Source organism: Agriterribacter sp. (assembly GCF_035497235.1).
Taxonomy (GTDB): domain Bacteria; phylum Bacteroidota; class Bacteroidia; order Chitinophagales; family Chitinophagaceae; genus Agriterribacter.
The window spans coordinates 52,462-71,156 of sequence record NZ_DATJEB010000031.1; the positions used below are offsets into that span (position 1 = coordinate 52,462).

Consider the following 18,695-nt stretch of genomic DNA (forward strand, 5'->3'; position numbering starts at 1 on the left):
ATGAATAATTCATTTAGTTTCTCAAGGCTGGGGCTGCTCATTAAAAAACAATGGTTCGACAACGCGAAGCTTTACAGCTTATCTGTACTGGCACTTATCGGTTTGCTCGCCATCATATTTATTTTTTGGGCTATTGTAAACGAAAATCATTATAATGAAGAAGACACCTACATTATTTTCCTTACCCTTCTTTTTGGGGCAGGGCTAATATTCGCCAGCACTACCTTCGGCGCGTTAAGCGATAAAGCCAAAGGCACTTACTGGCTCAGCATTCCTGCCACGCATTTCGAAAAATTGTTGTGTGGCATTTTTTATTCCCTGGTTGCATTCCTGGTAGTTTACCTCGCAAGTTTCTTCATTATACAGCAAATTACCTTTACCATCATCCGTCTTAACCCTGATAATGAGATTCGGTCCATCAGCAACCTGAAAGAGCCTGCAATAATATTCTCCTACATTTTTTTGGCCCTGCAATCCCTATTCATCCTGGGGTCCGTGTATTTTGAACGGTTTGCATTTATAAAAACCGTACTGGCAGCATTATTTATCATATTTCTTTTTATGCTGGCAGGGGTATTTTTCGCAAAAAATGTATTGCCGCACAATAGTGGTATACAGGGATTAACCAGCTTTGTAATATATGGTGATAATGAAATGAAACTATACCGGTTAGCGCCCTGGATTGAGGACGCAGTTACAGTATTCGCAAAGTTTATATGGGCGCCTGTTTTTTGGGTAGCCACTTATTTCAGGCTGAAGGAAAAGGAAATATGATCGAGTACCTCCTAAAAATTTGTAATCATGCAATTCAAAGATAGTCAGTCAATATACCTGCAAATAGCAGACTACGTGTGCGAGAAGATCCTGCTCAGGGAATGGAAGCCGGAAGAACGCATTCCATCGGTGAGGGAACTGGCAGTTCAATTGGAAGTGAACCCCAATACCGTTATGCGCACATTCGATTTTTTACAGCAGCAGGAGATTATTTATAACCAGCGCGGTATTGGCTATTTTGTAACTGCCAATGCCAGGGAACATGCCCTTGGTTACCGGAAAGAAGAATTTCTGCAGAAAGACCTGCCCGGCGTATTCAGGAACATGTACCTGCTGGGTATGAACACGGAAGAATTAAAACCAGCGTTCGAAAAATTCATCAAACAAAACTTTTCATAACATAATACAACAGGTATGAAAACAAGCAACAAAATATTATTAAGCCTATTCGTTCTGCCTTTCATAATCATGACTTTTATATATACTTCCTTATACGGAAAATATAAAAACGGCGAATACATTTCAAAACAGCAAATAGAAAATGAAAGGAGTACACTCGCCATAACAGACCGCTTTACGGAAATTGATCTGAGCGGTTACAAACAGGGAGGTGTTTCCATAAAACATTCCGACAGTTTCGCTATCCGTATTGACAACGGGAACAGCGATAAAATACAATACCACGCAGATGGCAGAAAATTAACGCTGACAAACAAAACGGAAGAAAGATATATATGGGTTACTGTATACTGCCCGTCTTTTTCAAAGCTTTCCGTAGCTGCTGTTAATGTTGAAATTGACCCTATAGCCTTAACCGGCTGCTTAATGGATATAGGCGCCGATGCCAGCGTTACTTTTACCGGCACGGCAGACAGCTTAACGGCTTACATTCAGCGCGGCGGCCGCTTTAACGTTGGCAAATCTGCTGATATCAGGCTGCTTAACCTGCACCTGTTCAATGGCAGCATATTCAACAATGAGGAGGGCAGCATACGGCAAATCGGCAACCTGGCGCTTGAAGACAGCGCGGTATTGAATGTAAATGGCAAAACCATGCGTATGATATCGGAAAAAAACAAGCCTTAAAATATTAATACATCAAATTATGAAAAAGAATTTTCATTCCATCATAATGCTTATTTCACTAACCGCGTTATGCATGGCGCTGCATCATACCCTGCATACAGAAACAGCATCAGCAGAAGACCAGGCAATAAACGAAAAAAAGACAGAACCACCGGCTAGCCAGACATTTCCTTCCGCTTTTTTTATTGGATTGGATTAACAGCGGGATTCGCTGATTTATTTCACCCCTTACACCACAGGGATATACCTGCCCCGCTTAACTTCCTTTACAATACAAGTTATCGCTTATTTTTGCGCGATGGCAGCTCCACTGGCAGAACGGTTACGGCCCCGGTCATTAGACGAACTGGTAGGACAGGAACATCTTACCGGGCAGGGAAGTATTTTGCGTAAAGCAATACAACAGGGCAAAATCCCTTCCATGATTTTATGGGGACCACCCGGCGTGGGTAAAACAACCATTGCCAATATTATAGCGCATACGCTGCACGTTCCCTTTTATACATTGAGCGCTATCAGCGCCGGCGTAAAAGAAGTAAGGGAAGTTATTGAAAAGGCAAAGCTTGAGCCCGAAAGCATTTTATTTATTGATGAAATTCACCGCTTCAACAAAGGGCAGCAGGATGCATTACTGGGCGCTGTGGAAAAGGGTACCATTACCCTTATTGGGGCCACTACCGAAAATCCATCTTTTGAAGTGAATGCCGCCCTACTCAGCCGCTGCCTGGTATACGTATTAAAACCGCTTGATGAAACGGCCTTAAAAAAACTACTTACGCTGGCTATTGAAAAAGATACCGAGCTAAGTAAACGTAAAATAGACCTGCGTGAAACCGGCGCGCTTTTAAACATTTCGGGAGGTGATGCCAGGAAATTACTGAACCTGCTGGAGATCGTAACAGGCGCGGTTCCGGATAACGAAGTGCTGATTACCGATGCGATGGTAATGGATATTGCCCAAAAGCGTATTGCACTGTACGACAAAAGCGGGGAACAGCACTATGATATTATTTCGGCATTCATTAAATCTATCCGGGGCAGCGATCCTAACGCGGCCGTTTACTGGCTGGCAAGAATGATTGAAGGCGGGGAGGATGTAAAATTTATTGCACGGCGGTTAGTGATCCTGGCAAGCGAAGACATCGGTAATGCCAACGCCAATGCCCTCTTACTGGCCAATGCCACATTTGAAGCGGTGAATAAGATCGGGTACCCGGAGTCAAGAATAATATTATCGCAATGCGCTACCTATCTTGCTTCATCGCCCAAAAGCAATGCCGCCTATCTTGCTATTGACGGCGCCCTGGCCGCTGTAAAACAATTTGGCGATTTACCCGTACCCCTGCACATACGTAACGCCCCTACCAAACTAATGAAAAACTTAGATTATGGAAAAGGCTATCAATATTCCCACGATTACCAGCATAACTTTTCGGCCCAGGAATATTTACCGGATGAAATAAAAGGAACGGCATTTTATAATCCCGGTAAAAATGCAAGAGAAGAAGAATTAAGAAAATGGCTGAAAGGGTTATGGAGAGAGAAATATGGATATTGACAGGGTGCAGGTATCACTCCCTACTCCCTACTCACTTCCCCTGCTGTTCTTATTCCGAAACAGGAGAGGCTTTACCAGACAAATTAAAATTGCCCGATGCTTCTATCGCTTTAAACCCGCCCTGTATATCCACCAGGTTGTGATACCCTCTTGAACGAAGAATAGAGTTAAAGACCATACTCCTGTATCCGCCGGCACAATGCACATAAGCGGTTTTATTTTTATCTACTTCGCCGATATGATCATTAATATAGTCTAACGCCAGGTTTTTTGAATTGGGCAGATGCCCCGCACTATATTCCTCTTCCCTGCGCACATCAATGATACACAGTCCCGGATCAGCTTTTAGGCGACCGGCAAATTCATCGGCGGAAATACTTTCTATACTATCCGTTTCTTTGCCTGCTTTTTGCCATGCCGCCATACCGCCTGCTAAGTAGCCAATAGCCTTATCATACCCTACGCGGGCCAAACGGGTTACTATTTCCTCTTCCCTGCCTTCATCGGCTATAATAAGTATCTCCTGTTTAATATCGGTGATAAGCGCCCCAACCCAGGGAGCAAAATTTCCGTCAATCCCAATATTTACAGCATTGGGTATAAAGCATTTTGCAAAGTCCTGCGGCGAACGGGTATCCAGCATCAACGCGCCTGTTTCATTTGCCGCCACTTCAAAAGCCTCCGGACTCAGCGCCCGGGTGCCATGCTCCAGCACACTGTCTATGCTTTCATAGCCCTGCACATTCATCATTACGTTCTTGGGAAAGTAGGCCGGCGGCGGCGTTAATCCTTCTGTTACTGCAGTAATGAACGCTTCTTTACTCATAGGTTGCAGGGCATAGTTATATTGCTTTTGATTACCCAGGGTATCCGTAGTTTCCGTACTCATATTTTTACCACAGGCCGAACCTGCGCCATGAGCGGGATATATAACAATATCATCCGGTAATGGAAGTATCTTGTTATGCAATGAATCGTACAAATAACCCGCTAATTTTTCCCGGGTAAGTTCTTTATGTATTTTTTGTGCCAGGTCAGGACGCCCTACATCTCCAATGAACAGCGTATCGCCGCTGAACAGCGCTTTTGCTTTACCTTTTTCATCCATCAGTAAATAACAGGCGCTTTCCATAGTATGCCCAGGCGTATGAATTACTTTGATGGTGGCGTTTCCTAATGTAAAAATCTCACCGTCTTTGGCTATATAAGCGTCAAATTCGGGCTGCGCCGTGGGGCCATATACTATCGTTGCTCCCGTTTCGGCAGCCAGGTCAATATGACCGGATACAAAATCGGCATGAAAATGCGTTTCAAAAACATATTTGATCTTAGCGTTATTAGCTTCCGCCTTCCTGATATAAGGCTTTACTTCACGCAGGGGGTCAATAATCGCCACTTCACCTTTGCTTTCAATATAGTATGCACCCTGCGCCAGGCAACCCGTATATATTTGTTCTACTTTCATACCTCAAGATTTTGTATTACTGCAAAGGTACTTGAAAATACCAAGCCCGGAAGAATGCCGGGAACCAAATAAAAGATAAACCCGAAGACAGGAAACCCGAAATCCGAAACCAAATACAAACAAAAGCGAGGTGAGTAGTGAGTAGTGAATGGTGAGTAGTGAAAGGAGGAATTATCACCTCATCGTTAGTATACTTTAGCTGATACCCCATACCTCACACCCACCCCAAAATCATCTTACCCCCACAGTATCATCACTTCCTGCACGATAATATACATGCCCATCACCAGCACAAACCAGCCGAAACCTCTTTTTAATTTCTCGGAAGGGATTTTTTTTGCTAACTGAGTACCAATGAGGATGCCTGCCGAAGCAATTGCCGTTATATACCACAAAAAGATCCAGTCAATGGTATAATGCCCTAAATCGCCGGTGAAGCCTATAAGCGAATTGATACCTATAATAAATAAAGAAGTGCCTACCGCTTCCTTCATAGGGAGTTTCATTAGCAATACTAAAGCAGGGATAATCAGAAAGCCTCCCCCCGCACCCAGAAAACCGGTTACGCACCCAATACCCAATCCAAATAACCCCAATTGAAAATAATCCTTCATACTGCGAACTCCGGCAGCTTTAGTTGAAGGCGCAGTTGCTCTCTTAAGCATTGATACCGCGGCAGCCAGCATTAACACCGCAAATAATAGCATGGTAAGCGTCGATTTGGTAACCTCCAGTTTGCCGATAATCCAAAGCTGTTCAGGAATATGCGGTACAACATCTCTTCGTACAAAAAAAACCGTTGCCGGCGAAACAATGCCCAGGGGCAACGCAAGGTTAAGGCTTGCCTGCTTTTTTCTGAAATTATTGAATGCGCCAATAAGACTGGTAATGCCAACAATAAAAAGAGAATAAGAAACAGCAGCGGCAGGTGGCAAATGGAATATATACACCAATAGCGGCACCGTTAATATAGACCCGCCGCCACCAATAAGTCCAAGCGATATGCCAATTAAAACAGCCGCAATGTATCCGATGAATTGCATTCTTTAAATTGTTTGCAAAAGTAAGATTTTAAGATGATGAGGTTGCAGGTTTCAGGTTGCATGGACAAATAACAATCCGAATACTCCTTCTTTCACATCTCTTCCTTCGCCCTTCCTCTTACCTTTCTCATACATGAGACCTCTTACTTTCTTACCTCTCACCCAGGCATCGGCTGTGGTACAAAAAAAATTTCTGATAATAAGGAATGATACGCCCGAACTCAAACATAAAAGGATTGGAAGCTACACACAAAGGATTTGGGCATAAGGAAATTTAATATTACATTGAATTTCTTTTGAAATATGAAATATAGCCCCTTAAGAAAAAATGATTGGCTGCATAAACAGGCATATATGTTTTTTGTTTTGCTGCTTTTTATTTCTATAGAGGCGAATGCGCAGCATGTGGCCGATACAACTATGGTGCAACTTCAAAAGTACAGCGTAACCTGTATATATTACAAGTCCCTGCAGCAGCAATCAGGACTGTATAACGGTAGCGAATATGTGCCATACACCCACCTTTTAAAAGAAGGCCACCCCTATTTCGATACCTCCGTTTTAACCCCCGGCAGGGTATATTACAACCGGATGGTATACCCGGATGTTCCCATGCTGTTTGATATCATTAAAGATGAAATCATTATTCAGCATTATAATAAAGTATTCTTAGTGCAGCTTATACACAATGCAATTGATTCCTTTTATATGCAGGGGCATTACTTTTTACACCTGGGAAGAGATAGTGTGGCAGAAGGGAATATACAGGAAGGGTTTTACGACAGGGTATACGATGGAGAAATAAAACTGTTTGTCAAAAGAAATAAGTTCATCAGGGAATCCATTCCGGATATGCAGGTAGAAAGAACGGCGTATCAGAAAGACAGGTATTTTCTTTTTAAGGATAACAGATACCATAATATTTATACGGAATCATCTGTATTAAAATTGCTGAAGGATAAAAGAGCGGCATTAAAACAGGGGCTGAGAAACAGTAAGATCAAATTCAGGAAAAACCGGGAATACGCCATGAAGGTAATGGCCGCACAATACGATGCACTAAACAGGTAAGATGAAGCACATTTCTCTCCTTATCATACTATTTATTTTTTTCATACTGCTGTGCCCCTGCGTTCATGCCCAGCAAAGCAAATGGCCCGTTGTGAACGGGGAGTTCAAAAACCTGGCGGCCAGCCGGTTTATTAACGAACTGGAAACACAAACCGGGTATCACTTTTATTACGACACTACCGGATTCGACAGCCTTACGGTAGATATAATCATAAAAGATCAGTCCTTGCCGGAAGTGCTGGATATTGCTTTTGCCGGCACGGAGTATAAGTATACCCTATATCATTCAGCAGTTTTTATTACTAAAGGAACAACCATAACCACTACATTACCCGATGATTTTTTTGCCCGTAAAAACAAAGCGCCCGGTGCCGCCGCAGCGGGTGATTTGCTGAGCGACTTTGAAGAAGACAGTAAGCCTCCAAGTGCCTCTTTGGAGAATAAACTATATGAAATTGGCATTAAAACACAGGGTACGCCGCAGGGTACGGCAAAGCTGGCAGGTTATGTTCGTGATATCACAACGGGTGAACCCGTGCCCGGAGCCGCCGTATTTGCTGATAAACTTAAAATTTCCGTAACCAGCGACCAGTTTGGCTATTATTCCATAACACTGCCCAAAGGACGGCACCTGATTAATATACAAAGCCTCGGTAAAAAAGATACCTGGCGGCAGGTGATGCTGTATGGAGACGGCAACCTGAATATAGATATGCGCGATCACATCCTGTCGCTTAAGGCTGTGGTAATTTCAGCTAAAAAGGCAGCTAATATCAACAGCCTGCAAATGGGACTCGAAAAAGTAGATATCAGAACCATCAAACAAATTCCGGTAGCATTTGGAGAAGCCGATATATTAAGGGTTGTACAAACCCTGCCGGGCGTAAAAACGGCAGGTGAAGCCAGCACCGGGTTTAATGTAAGAGGCGGGTCTGCCGATCAGAATCTTATTCTTTTTAACGATGCCACCATTTATAATCCTTCGCATTTCTTTGGTTTCTTCTCCGCTTTTAACCCCGATGTGGTAAGTAGTGTGGAATTATACAAGAACAGTATTCCCGCTAAATACGGGGGACGGCTGTCATCGGTACTGGATGTGGCCAGCCGCGAAGGCAATAAGAAAAAAATTGCCGGCTCGGCGGGTATAGGATTGCTAACCAGCCGCATCAATATTGAAGGACCCCTGCAAAAAGACAAAACCTCCTTTATCATTGGTGCACGCACCACTTATGCCAACTGGTTATTACAGTATTTACCCAATGAATACAAACACAGCAAAGCTTCTTTTTACGATATAAACCTGCTGATCAGCCACAAAATAAACGATAAAAATGACCTGTACCTAACGGGCTATTTAAGCAACGATCGCTTTAACCTGAACAGCGATACCGTATATGGATATGGCAATAAGAATATTTCGCTGAAATGGAAGCATGTATTCAACAACAAACTGCAAAGCTTAGTTACGGCGGGTTACGATGCGTACGGGTATACAATTTACAGCGAGGAAAACCCTGTAAACGCCTACACCATGAAGTTTGATATCAATCAAACCAATCTCAAGCTGCATTTCAATTATTTTATAAACTCCAAACACACACTCGACTTTGGATTAAATTCCATCTATTATACCCTGCACCCGGGGTCATTTGATCCGCGCGATGAAAAGTCATTAGTAACGCCCAACAGGGTTAGTGCAGAGCAGGCGCTGGAAAGCGCTGCATACCTAAGCGAACGATACAATATTACACCGGCCTTATCTGTTCAGGCCGGATTGCGTTTTTCTTTATACAATTACATCGGCCCCAAAAACCTGTATAATTATGCGCCGGGGCTTCCTAAAGAATTAAGTAATATTACCGACACGGTATCTTATGCCAAAGGAAAATTCATAAACCGGTATAAAGGACCTGAATACCGGCTTTCCCTGAGATACGCGTTTACCGACAACTTTTCCATAAAGGCCGGATACAATTCCCTGCGGCAGTATATACACATGCTTTCCAATACTACCGCCATCGCGCCAACCGACATCTGGAAGCTCAGCGATCCTAATATTAAACCCCAGTACGGCGAACAGGTTTCAGTAGGATTATATAAGAACTTTAAATCCAATACCATTGAAACTTCGGCAGAAGTATACTACAAAAGCATAAAGGATTACTTAGACTATAAAAGCGGCGCTGTGCTGGTATTGAATAAGCATATTGAAACGGATGTTTTTAATACTACAGGAAAGGCGTATGGAGTGGAGCTCATGATCAAAAAATTAACGGGAAAGCTCAATGGCTGGATCAGCTACACCTGGTCGAGAACCTTCCTTAAAATAGATGATCCTTCTATAGGAGAGGTTATTAATGGAGGCGCATTTTACCCGGCTAATTACGATAAACCCCATGAGTTAACTTTCATAGGTAACTACAGATTCTCGCACCGCTACAGCTTTTCACTGAATACCACCTACAGTACCGGCCGGCCCATTACCATACCTATAGGCAGGTACTATTACGAAGGAAGTATGAGGGCTTTGTATTCAGACAGGAATGCTTACCGCATTCCGGATTACTTCAGAACGGATATCTCCCTGAATATAGAAGGCAATCATAAGGTGAAGCAAAAAACACATAATTCGTGGACGTTTGGCGTATATAATTTATTGGGCAGGAAAAATCCCTACTCGGTATATTTTGTATCGGAGAACGGCGTGATTAACGGGTATAAACTATCCATTTTTGGCGCCGCTATTATTTATGCCAATTTTAATATCAGGTTTTAATTTTTATTATTCATGACTATGGACAGCAAAATAAATAAGGTGTGAACAGGGCAATATTTTCAATAAAAACAATTGGTTACATAATAATCGTTGCCCTTGTTATAACCGTTTCCGGCTGCAAGGAAAAGTTTCCTTTTCCACAATCGGCAATTGACAAAAGCTACCTGGTAGTAGAAGGGTTTATTAATATTGGCAACGACAGTACACGTATAAAACTCAGCCGAACGGTTACACCGGATGACAGCCTGCTTATAAGGCCCGAACGCTCCGCCCTTGTTTTAGTAGAGAGCAGCAGCGGATACAGCCAGTACCTTTTTGAAACCGGGGCGGGCGAATATACCGCAGGACCGCTTGCAATAAGCCCGGCGGAAAAATACAGGCTTTCTATTCAAACAAATAATGGAAAGCAATATTTATCAGATTTTGTAGATGTAAAACAAGTACCGCCTATTGACAGTATCAGCTGGGTAAGAACAGCAGGCGGTATACAGGTTTATGCGAATACACACGACCCGCAAAACGCTACCCGGTATTATGCCTGGCAATTTAATGAAACCTGGGAGTTCCGCTCAAATTACATATCCAACTGGGAGTATATAAACGAAATGATGGTTCCCAGGTATAACCCTTCCGGCCTGTATACCTGCTGGCAATCTGCCGCCTCTACCAGTATTTTGATTGGCTCATCCGCAAAACTCACCAACGATGTTATTCACCGGGCACCACTTGCTTTTATACCCGATGATTCGTGGAAACTGAGCGTTAAATACAGTATCAATGTAAAACAGAGCGCATTGAGCAAAGGGGCTTTTGATTACTTAGAAAAAATGAAGAAAAATTCAGAACAGATGGGTAGCATTTTTGATCCCCAGCCTTCCACAAGTTCGGGTAATATATATTGCTCCACCGACCCTAATGAAATGGTAATTGGCTACATGTATGCCAGTTCTATTGTTGAGAAAAGAATATTCATTAACCGGTCGGAAGTGCCCGGCTGGCGATACAACCTCTATTGTGAAGTAATTACAGTACCTAATAATAGGGACAGTCTTGATTTGGCCTTCACAGGAAACTATAACCTTGTTATAAATGAAATTCGTGAAAGAGGATTCTTACTGGGCTATACAGGTTCTACCGGTTTATGTATAGATTGTACCCTAAGGGGAACCAATGTAAAACCTGATTTTTGGCCATGATATTAATCCAGGTATCAGGGGAGAAAAGTACATACAGGTTACGGCAACAGGCAGACACAGGAATATAAGTGATTAACCAGCGTCTGTGAGGTGAAATAATAAAATATACCATTGAGAACCGATAAACAGGATACCAGCAATCAGCATGAACAAATATAAACTCACCTTCTTTTTTCTTTTCATCCTGCTGCAGGCGCATGCGCAAAACGCTGCAAACGATAGCCTGCAACAGCAATTCAACCGTTATACACAAAATGCCTTTTCCGAGAAGGTATATGTACATACCGACAGAAATTTTTATATTACCGGCGAGATCATGTGGTTCAAAGCCTATGTAACAGATGGGATGGTTAATTACCCTTCCAATATAAGCAAGCTGGCGTATGCAGATGTTATTGACAGGAACAATAAAATATTTCTTCAAACCAAGATTGAAATAAAGAACGGAAATGGTAACGGCTCACTGTACCTGCCGGTAAACATGCCATCGGGTAATTATAAAATAAGAAGCTACACCAACTGGATGAAGAACGCCGGCGCTGCGTTTTATTTTGAAAAGGCTTTTACTGTGGTAAACGCGCAATCAACCGCAGGATTAATTACTGCCGATACAACTGCTCAATACGATATACAATTTTTTCCGGAAGGTGGTAATCTTGTAAAAAAAGTGGAAAGCAAGGTTGCCTTTCGCATGACGGATAGAAATGGCAGAGGCGTACCTGCATTTACAGGCGTTGTAGTAAATGAAACCCATGATACGATTGCCCTGTTCAGACCTTCGCGGTTCGGTATTGGTTATTTTAATTTTATCCCTACGGATACGCATCTTTACAAAGCTTATATTAGTACTCCTTCAGGCGGCACAATAGTAAAAAATTTACCGGCTGCATCGGAAGAAGGCTATGTTATGAAGCTCCGAAAAGCAGGCCGGGGCGAGGTTGAGGTAATTGTATATTCGCCCGGCACAGGAAACACCACACCGGCGGTACAGCTTTTTGTTCACACAAGAGGTTCGGTAAAGAACATACAAACTAAAATGATACAAAATGGCAGCGCGCATTTTATGATCGCTGAAGATATACTGGGAGATGGTATTTCCCATTTCACCATATTCAATAGCCTCAGACAGCCGGTATGCGAAAGATTATATTTCAAAACGCCTTCAAAGCATTTGCTGATTAACGCAAAAGCAAATAAACCCGGTTATGGAAGGAGAGAAAAGGTAACTGTTAGCATAAACAGTACGGATACGGATAACATATCCGTTCCGGCAAATATGTCGCTTGCCGTATACAGGCTCGACTCACTTCAAACATCCGGACAGACCGATATTTTCAGTTACCTGTGGCTAAGCGCCGATCTGAAGGGAACGGTTGAATCTCCATCCTGGTATTTTAGCGGAGCTGATGGCACAGCAGAGGCGATGGATAACCTGATGCTTACCCACGGATGGCGAAAATTTGAGTGGGCAGACATACAACAAAACAGGTTGCCTTCCCATACATTTCTTCCTGAATACACCGGCCATATCATTACCGGTAAAATAACAGATTCGGCTACACGCAAACCCCTGCCTTCTGTAACCGTATACCTGTCTGTACCCGGTGATCGCACACAATGCTATGCTTCTACCTCGGATGCAGGCGGGAATATCCGGTTTTATACCCGCGAAGTATACGGACCGGGCGAAGTTATTCTTCAACCGGAAGTATCTTTTGTAAGCGGCTATACGATTGAGATCAATACCCCGTTCCAGGATCAGTTTTCGGCAAAACCTTTAGCGGCATTACAGCTTTCGGCTGAACTTAAAAACGCAATAGAACAAAATAGCGTTAATGCACAGGCGCAGCGAAAATTTTTAGCGGATCAGTTAAAAATATACCACCTTCCCCAAACAGACAGCCTGCCATTTTATGGTAAACCGGATGAAAAATACCTCCTTGACGATTATACCCGTTTTACCACTATGGAAGAAGTATTGCGGGAATATGTATCGGGCGTGCTGGTAGGCCGGTCTAAGGGAAAGTTCCATTTAAATATATTTGACATGGCGAATAACCGCCTGTTTAAAGAGAACCCGCTTGTTTTGTTAGATGGCGTTCCCGTGCAGGATATGGATCGCATTATGCGTTATGATCCGCTGAAAATAAGAAAGCTGGAACTGGTAAAAAGAAGATATTATTATGGTCCGCTGGTAGTGGACGGCATATTGAATTTTACTACGCACAAAAGCAATCTGCCGGAATTTGAAACAGATGACCGCACCGTAATTCTTGATTATGAAGGGATGCAATGGCAAAGAGCATTTTATTCACCGCTATATGAAACGAAAGAACAGGCAGCCGGCCGCTTACCCGATTTCAGGAATCTTTTATACTGGTCTCCTGATGTTATAACAGGTAAAGATGGGCGTGCAGTCTTAACATTTTTTACAGGAGATGTAAAAGGAAAATATACAGGCATTATAGAAGGCATGAGTGCCGATGGTAAAGCAGGCAGCGGCACATTTAGCTTTGAAGTAAAGGATAATGCCCAATAAGAACAATTAATTTCCATATGTGCTTATCTTCCGCCAGTGAAGCTGTAAGAGCCGCTTTACGGCTTTTTGAACAAGAAGAAAGGCAAAAAGGTGAACTCATCAAAGAACTTAAAAAAGGCGAAAAATCTGGGTTTATTCAAAAGTAAAATCTCACTTAATTTTCTATCGCCTTACAGAAAAACAAAATGAAATTGAAATCATCAGAATTTTACATCAACGGATGGACATTGAAAGCCAATTAAATAACTAAAGGTTTCGCTGCACACCCAGTGCAATGGTGCAGATAGGCGCTGAAGCAACCGGCAGCAAATTAATTTTAGTTCTCTTACCTCTTGCCTCTCACTCTTCCCCCGTAAGCTGCCGCCAGATAATATCATACACATCTGTTGCCAATAATTCATTCTTCCCCGCAGGCTGGTCAGTGATCAGCACAGGATGAAAAGAGGAATCCGTGAACGTGCTGCCATGCGAGCCTTTTACCAATGTGGCATCCAAAGGAATAACATCCATCACATAGCGGAATCCCGCTTTTTTACGTAACAGCTTATACCCTGCCCGGGCTTTGGACGTCATAAATAATTCCACGGGATCATAACCCGGTTTTTTATGAATGTCTACCGCCCTTGCATAGTCGGGCGCCACAGCATCATTGAGCCAGAAATAATAGGTGAACCAGCTTTTGTCATCCGCTATCAGCACCATATCGCCCGCCCGTTCATGATCTGTATGGTATGCTTTTTGCGCTTCGCGATCCAGTACCAGCGCCACTCCCGGCAAGCCGGATACGATTTCTTTTACCTGTTCTGCTACCGAAGGGTCGTTAATATAAATATGCGCTACCTGGTGATCGGCAACGGCAAAGGCCCGGGAAGCACCTGCATCTAACAGTTCCAATCCCCGTTCTATTCTTATACCCAGTAGTCCTTTTTCACGCAACAGCCGGTTGATATGAATGGGGTTATTGACGGGCGTTATACCATATTCGGACAAGAGTACAATCCTGGTATTTTTAGCCGCATAATATTCCACCAACTGTTCAACAACCTTATCAATTTCATTTAAATGCGTGCTTATTTTGGAAAGATCGGGACCATATTTTTGTAAACAATAATCCAGGTGCGGCAGGTACACCAGCGTAAGGGTGGGGTTGTATTTTTTATCTGTAAAAATGGTAGCATCGGCAATCCATTGGGTAGATTTGATATTGGCACCTGGCCCCCAGAAGCTAAACAGCGGAAACTGACCCAGTGCTTTCTGCAGCTCATCTCTCAGCGTTGCAGGATGCGAATAACAATCCGGCATTTTTCGTCCGTCTGCCAGGTAATTAGGGCGTGGCGTTACCGCGTAATCTGCACTGGAATACATATTATACCACCAGAACATTTTAGATGTGGTAAATGACGGATCAACCTGCTTTGCCCTGTCCCATATCTTTTCCGCCTGCACCAATTTGTTGGACTGCTTCCAGAATTTTATTTCACAATCCGTACGGTCGTACCATCCGTTGCCCACAATACCATGCTCCCCGGGCCACTTGCCCGTAATATAGGTAGACTGCACTGCTGTGGTTACCGCCGGCAACATGGGCGAAATGGTTTGTACTTGCCTGCTGCCGGCATATTTTTTAATAAATGGCGTATGCGCTCCTATTAGGTTAGCAGACAATCCAACAATATCTATTACAACGGTTTTATGCATGATGAAACAGGTTTGAGGTGTCAGGTATCAGGGTGTTGGAAGTTACAGGGTTCAAGGTTCAGGAAAAACTACTAACGATAAGCCTGGTGCACTTCTCTTACTTCTCTCACCTCTTGCCTCTTAGCTCTCTCACTTCTCTCTTCCCAGCAATCCCATCACCCATTGCATTTCTCTTATTATAGATTCGGTAAGCGGAAGCTTCTGCTCTTCCGGTAATACTTCCCAGGTATAGGTTTCTATTTCAAGATGTGAAGTAAATGGCTGCTGCCGGTGAACAGACAGCACTTTTTCAATATCCTGCCTGGTGGACTGCAGCAATCCATACCTTTCCACAAAAAGCGGTACATGGAAATGCGCCCGCCATTCGGTTACGGAAGCATTATCCGCATCCTGCAACGCATCGGGCATATCGGCATATCTTTTCAACTGCCCGTTTTGCTGCAAAGCCACCACCTGGTGCAGGTAAGTGGGTTCATTAAAGCGGGCAAAAGCTTCAATTACAGGATTCCTATCTTCCTTACCGGCAGGCAATGCCGCTTTCAACGCAGCGCTGATCTGTATCTTACCTGTTTTAATACCAAGCTCCTGTAATTGCCTAATCATGGCGGCATGATCTTCATAACAAATGGCAAAATGGCATACATCATAGCAAAGCTGGATATGCTCCTTTATATGCGAAGCAGCCATATTATCACTGCATCCAAAAAGCCCGGCAATATGCGGTATCCCGTAGGGCAGCAGGTATTGCGTATACCATTCTATAAATTCTTTCCCTTCTCCCAATAACCCATCCGGTTCGGGTTCAATATCAATATGTATTGATTTTCCGGTAGCTTGTTTTATTTGAATTAACTGATCCAGCACTCCTAATAAATGAAGCGTTGACTTTTCAAAAATACCGGGCAACTGTTCGTTCGTGTGCCAGAACCTGTAGGTTAAAGGAGAGGTGGAAATTCCCCCGTCCATACCATCGGGCAATAGCGCCGCTAATATATGGGCCAGCCTGATCGTATAGGCTTCCCGTTCAGGGGTAGTCCAGTCCGGTGCATGTACTTTATCTTTTACAACCGCACGGTGGAAGCCCCCATAGGGAAATCCGTTCATAGTAAATACATAGCAGTCATTATCGCGCAGCCACTGCTGAAATATCTGAAGGTTCTTTTCTTTTATCAGTTCAATACTTGCTATGTTCGACAGGCGCAGCCCTATACCAAAAGCTTTGCCGGGCGATACCTGTTTTTTTACAGGAGGGATATGTTCCTGCAACTGTTTGAAATGATCTTCCCAGCTTTCGCCGGCATGAATATTACTGCAATAGGTAAGCTGTCCGTGTTGTGTTCGCATACTGATTTGTTTAACATGATTTCACCCATTGGCTGGCTTCCTGCAACAGCACGGTATCCAGCTCATGTACCTCAACGCCCCTGCCGATAGATTCAAGTAACATAATCGTTAGTTGTCCGCCCAAATGTTCCCTGAACTCATGCAACCCTTTCAATACCGGGCTTTCTTCATTTTGTATATCCATCAGGGGGTGAGTAACCGAAAATCCAAGCGCTTTTAATACCGCAACAATAGTCTTAGCATCCGCCTCTTCCAGTCTTCCCGACAAAAACGAATAGGCGCTGTCGAGCGCGATGCCCATGGCCACCGCTTCGCCGTGCCGAATGGTAAAACCAGAAAGCTGTTCCACCTTATGGGCGCTCCAGTGTCCGAAATCCAGCGGACGCGAAGAACCCATTTCAAAAGGATCGCCGCCTGCAATATGCTGCAGGTGCAATGCAGCGCATCTTTTAACAAGGTATTGCATGGCCTCCATATTTCTATCTGCCAAAAGCGCGGCATTTGCTTTTAACCATTCAAAGAAGACCCGGTCTTTAATGAGCGATACTTTCACCGCCTCCGACATGCCTGAACGCCACTCTTCCTTACTTAATGTAGTTAGAAAAACATAATCGTTGAAAACAGCAACCGGGGGAACAAAGGTTCCCAGGAAATTTTTCTTTCCCTGGAAATTGATACCGTTTTTTACACCCACACCCGAATCGTTTTGGGAAAGCACGGTAGTGGGTACCCGAATATGCCTGATGCCCCTGTGTGATACGGCTGCCGCATAACCTGCCAGGTCGAGTACAGCGCCGCCGCCAATGGCCACCACATAAGAATGCCTGTCTATACCATACGCATCCACAGCCCGTACAATTTCGTAAAACGCTGCTTCCGTATTCTTCACCTGCTCACCACCTGCAATAACCATCATGTTTTGTACCAGTGTATAACCGGGTATACGCGCAAAATAGTTTCTGACTTGTTCCTGCAGGCCGGGATGATGCGCAATAACACCGGCGTCAATTACAAAGAATAGCTTCTTCGGAACACCTGTTACCGTTTCTTTTAAAAAATCGTGAAAAAGAGAATTATCTGGTGAAAATAAGTGATTGGTAAAAAAAACTTTGTACGCAAATCGTACGCTGAATGTTTGCTCTATATGATCCATCTCAATGTTTGCTAAAATAGTACGGAAACAGGATATTAAGCCATTTTAAAGCGGTAAAAATACGTTATTAACAAATCATTGCCATCAGGTAACAGCAAATAGTTTCCCCAGCAGCAGCGAAACCGGCAAAAGCAATACAATCAGCAGTGCAAAATAAATCATACCAAATGCGGCAGCCCACGCGGCATTCATTACAATTAACGCAATTACACCCGCCTTTACGGCTTTGCCAATTAACGGACCAGCGGGGTTGCGGACGGCTTTTTGCAAAGGAGGAAAGATCATAGCACTGAATAACACCACAAAAGCTAATGCATACCACATATAGTTATTGACAAAGCCAATGGTTAAAATACTGGCTATAACAATGCAGTACAGCAATACAGCGCCATACAGCGTGTTTTTTTTTCCGCCATGCACTTCTCCCCTGCTGATCATTGTAATGGCGGCTATATAAATTACCGGCACTATAGCTAAATAGCCATACTGTGGCAAAACTGCGGGAAGCATACTCATGCCCAATAATAAATTCAATCCACGGCAAATGCCCATATTGAGCGGCCCCAGAAAGCGGTTATGCTTCATCCATTTGTCGTATATCACCGCGCAAACAGCAATAATTATGGCTATAAGTGCGGATGAAGAAAACCAGCCGGATGTATGTACAGCAGCCGCGGCGGCAACGCCCGCTAACAGTAATACAACACCCAGTAAAGCGGCAGTATTTCTTGAAATCAATCCACTGGGAATAGCCCTTTCAGGTCGTTCCACTTTATCTAATTCCGCATCAAACACATCATTTAAAACCACACCACCGCCATACAATCCTGCAGTGGATATGATGAGCAAAACAACAGGCTGCCATTGATACGAAATGACGTTATTGCCCGCATAAACAGCAATAGCAATGCCCGCCAGTATATCTGAAACAGCGGTAACAATATTTGCCGGCCGCATTAAACGCAAAAACCCAATCAGCTTCTTCATAAGGT

General features: G+C 43.5%; 17 protein-coding genes. 11 read left to right on the plus strand and 6 right to left on the minus strand.

All coding sequences use genetic code 11. The features are described 5' to 3' along the window. The 5 genes from VL121_RS08590 (at window position 1) to VL121_RS08610 (ending at window position 3,418) form a co-directional block, all read left to right on the plus strand. Complete coding sequence (locus VL121_RS08590; RefSeq protein ID WP_325404214.1) at window positions 1-774, plus strand: hypothetical protein; 774 nt, start codon at window positions 1-3, stop codon at window positions 772-774. Window positions 775-801: 27 nt separating this feature from the next. Next, the gene (locus tag VL121_RS08595) at window positions 802-1,173 is read left to right on the plus strand and encodes a GntR family transcriptional regulator (RefSeq protein ID WP_325404216.1); all 372 of its coding nucleotides are present in this window, start codon (window positions 802-804) and stop codon (window positions 1,171-1,173) included. 69 nt (window positions 1,174-1,242) lie between these two features. After that, window positions 1,243-1,860, plus strand: coding sequence for a hypothetical protein (locus VL121_RS08600; RefSeq protein WP_325404218.1), 618 nt, complete (start codon window positions 1,243-1,245; stop codon window positions 1,858-1,860). 19 nt (window positions 1,861-1,879) lie between these two features. Then, window positions 1,880-2,059 (plus strand): hypothetical protein, encoded by a 180-nt coding sequence (locus VL121_RS08605; RefSeq protein WP_325404220.1) that lies wholly within the window; start codon window positions 1,880-1,882, stop codon window positions 2,057-2,059. Window positions 2,060-2,158: 99 nt separating this feature from the next. Beyond that, on the plus strand, window positions 2,159-3,418 hold the full coding sequence (locus VL121_RS08610; RefSeq protein WP_325404222.1) for a replication-associated recombination protein A: 1,260 nt from the start codon (window positions 2,159-2,161) through the stop codon (window positions 3,416-3,418). A 49-nt stretch (window positions 3,419-3,467) separates the two neighbouring features. Here the strand turns inward: VL121_RS08610 and VL121_RS08615 are convergent, their stop codons facing one another. Both VL121_RS08615 and VL121_RS08620 read right to left on the minus strand, forming a co-directional pair. Continuing rightward, complete coding sequence (locus VL121_RS08615; RefSeq protein WP_325404224.1) at window positions 3,468-4,883, minus strand: MBL fold metallo-hydrolase; 1,416 nt, start codon at window positions 4,881-4,883, stop codon at window positions 3,468-3,470. Between the two features lie 236 nt (window positions 4,884-5,119). Further along, window positions 5,120-5,926, minus strand: a complete 807-nt coding sequence (locus VL121_RS08620; protein WP_325404226.1) for a sulfite exporter TauE/SafE family protein — start codon at window positions 5,924-5,926, stop codon at window positions 5,120-5,122. Between the two features lie 354 nt (window positions 5,927-6,280). On the opposite strand from VL121_RS08620, the gene VL121_RS08625 reads away from it, so the two are divergent. The 6 genes from VL121_RS08625 (at window position 6,281) to VL121_RS21670 (ending at window position 13,758) form a co-directional block, all read left to right on the plus strand. Continuing rightward, window positions 6,281-6,997 (plus strand): hypothetical protein, encoded by a 717-nt coding sequence (locus VL121_RS08625; protein ID WP_325404228.1) that lies wholly within the window; start codon window positions 6,281-6,283, stop codon window positions 6,995-6,997. A gap of 1 nt (window position 6,998) precedes the next feature. Continuing rightward, window positions 6,999-9,773 carry a TonB-dependent receptor gene (locus tag VL121_RS08630; RefSeq protein WP_325404230.1) on the plus strand — a complete coding sequence of 925 codons (2,775 nt, stop codon included), beginning with the start codon at window positions 6,999-7,001 and terminating at the stop codon, window positions 9,771-9,773. Between the two features lie 41 nt (window positions 9,774-9,814). Continuing rightward, on the plus strand, window positions 9,815-10,969 hold the full coding sequence (locus VL121_RS08635) for a DUF4249 domain-containing protein (RefSeq protein WP_325404232.1): 1,155 nt from the start codon (window positions 9,815-9,817) through the stop codon (window positions 10,967-10,969). 145 nt (window positions 10,970-11,114) lie between these two features. Continuing rightward, the gene (locus VL121_RS08640; RefSeq protein WP_325404234.1) at window positions 11,115-13,508 is read left to right on the plus strand and encodes a peptidase associated/transthyretin-like domain-containing protein; all 2,394 of its coding nucleotides are present in this window, start codon (window positions 11,115-11,117) and stop codon (window positions 13,506-13,508) included. A 17-nt stretch (window positions 13,509-13,525) separates the two neighbouring features. Next, window positions 13,526-13,654: a ribbon-helix-helix domain-containing protein gene (locus VL121_RS21665; protein ID WP_414635405.1), complete on the plus strand. Its 129-nt coding sequence runs from the start codon at window positions 13,526-13,528 to the stop codon at window positions 13,652-13,654. Next, window positions 13,633-13,758: a type II toxin-antitoxin system RelE/ParE family toxin gene (locus VL121_RS21670; RefSeq protein ID WP_414635406.1), complete on the plus strand. Its 126-nt coding sequence runs from the start codon at window positions 13,633-13,635 to the stop codon at window positions 13,756-13,758. Before VL121_RS21665 ends, VL121_RS21670 begins: the two co-directional genes overlap by 22 nt. Window positions 13,759-13,847: 89 nt before the next feature. On the opposite strand, the gene VL121_RS08645 is transcribed toward VL121_RS21670, so the two are convergent. The 4 genes from VL121_RS08645 to eboC form a co-directional block, all read right to left on the minus strand. Next, a complete protein-coding gene (locus tag VL121_RS08645; protein ID WP_325404236.1) occupies window positions 13,848-15,206 on the minus strand; it encodes an alkaline phosphatase family protein in 1,359 nt (452 codons plus the stop codon). A 129-nt stretch (window positions 15,207-15,335) separates the two neighbouring features. Continuing rightward, complete coding sequence (gene eboE, locus VL121_RS08650; RefSeq protein ID WP_325404238.1) at window positions 15,336-16,550, minus strand: metabolite traffic protein EboE; 1,215 nt, start codon at window positions 16,548-16,550, stop codon at window positions 15,336-15,338. A gap of 10 nt (window positions 16,551-16,560) precedes the next feature. Then, window positions 16,561-17,703 carry a 3-dehydroquinate synthase gene (locus VL121_RS08655; protein WP_325404240.1) on the minus strand — a complete coding sequence of 381 codons (1,143 nt, stop codon included), beginning with the start codon at window positions 17,701-17,703 and terminating at the stop codon, window positions 16,561-16,563. A gap of 84 nt (window positions 17,704-17,787) precedes the next feature. Then, window positions 17,788-18,690: a UbiA-like protein EboC gene (gene eboC, locus VL121_RS08660; RefSeq protein ID WP_325404242.1), complete on the minus strand. Its 903-nt coding sequence runs from the start codon at window positions 18,688-18,690 to the stop codon at window positions 17,788-17,790. Between the last annotated feature and the right edge of the window lie 5 nt (window positions 18,691-18,695).